This window comes from Arthrobacter mobilis, assembly GCF_012395835.1.
Classification (GTDB): domain Bacteria; phylum Actinomycetota; class Actinomycetes; order Actinomycetales; family Micrococcaceae; genus Crystallibacter; species Crystallibacter mobilis.
Map to the genome: position 1 here is coordinate 1 of NZ_JAAZSQ010000038.1, position 840 is coordinate 840.

Consider the following 840-nt stretch of genomic DNA (forward strand, 5'->3'; position numbering starts at 1 on the left):
CCGGGCCGGGCCCCCCACACACGGGGGGCCCGGACCTGAACAACTGAATACAGCCGCAGCAGAACGATTGCAGCCACAGATTTGCCCCCGGTTCCGGCCGGAGAACGGGCACTCAGGGTTGCGGCGGTCACAGCGCGGGGGAAACGCCCGGACCCATCCCGAACCCGGAAGCTAAGACCCGCAGCGCCGATGGTACTGCACCCGGGAGGGTGTGGGAGAGCAGGACACCGCCGCACACACACGGGAAGGGCTGAGGCCCCGCCAACGACGGCGGGGCCTCAGCTGTTTAACCCCTTGATCTCCGCCACCTCTCTTGGTTAGTGGCATCACAACAGGTCGAGCCTGCGGGCCAAGGGTACTGGACTAGAATGGTTCGGTGGCGCGGAGCCTATCTGCCCGCAATGAATTCCGAATTAACCCCAATATTCAATACATTTGAAGGCTGAGTAGCAACCTGCGGGTGCCCGGCCCGCTGAAAGGAGCTTCCGGCATGGCTGAATTCCATGGTCGCGGTGGACGGGACGACAAGGGCGGTGCCTTCCGGAGAACGAACAACTCGGGCGGCAATCCGCGGGGCTACCGTTCACGCGAGGACCGGCCCGGTGCCGGACGTGGCGGCGAGGGATTCCGTTCCGGCCGCGACCGCAGCGATGACGGTGCACCGCGCCGCGATTACGAGGGCCGTCCCCGCCGGGAGTATGGTGACCGTCCGCGTCCGGACCGTGGCGACGAGCGTGGCGGCCAGGGCTACCGTCCCCGCGGCGGCTTCCGCGATGACCGGCGCGAAGGCGGCCGGGACGACCGGCGCGAAGGCGGACGCGGGGAGCGCGGCTACGAGCC

Annotated in this window: 1 protein-coding gene and 1 rRNA gene; one reads left to right on the forward strand and one right to left on the reverse strand. The window is 68.1% G+C overall.

Features of this window, described 5'->3' with window-relative positions; genetic code table 11:
- Positions 1 to 119 precede the first annotated feature (119 nt).
- Positions 120 to 236 (forward strand): 5S ribosomal RNA (gene rrf / locus HGG74_RS20270).
- 347 nt (positions 237 to 583) lie between these two features.
- Here the strand turns inward: rrf and HGG74_RS20275 are convergent.
- The coding region (locus tag HGG74_RS20275; protein ID WP_168489330.1) for a hypothetical protein at positions 584 to 840 on the reverse strand (257 nt) is incomplete at its 5' end.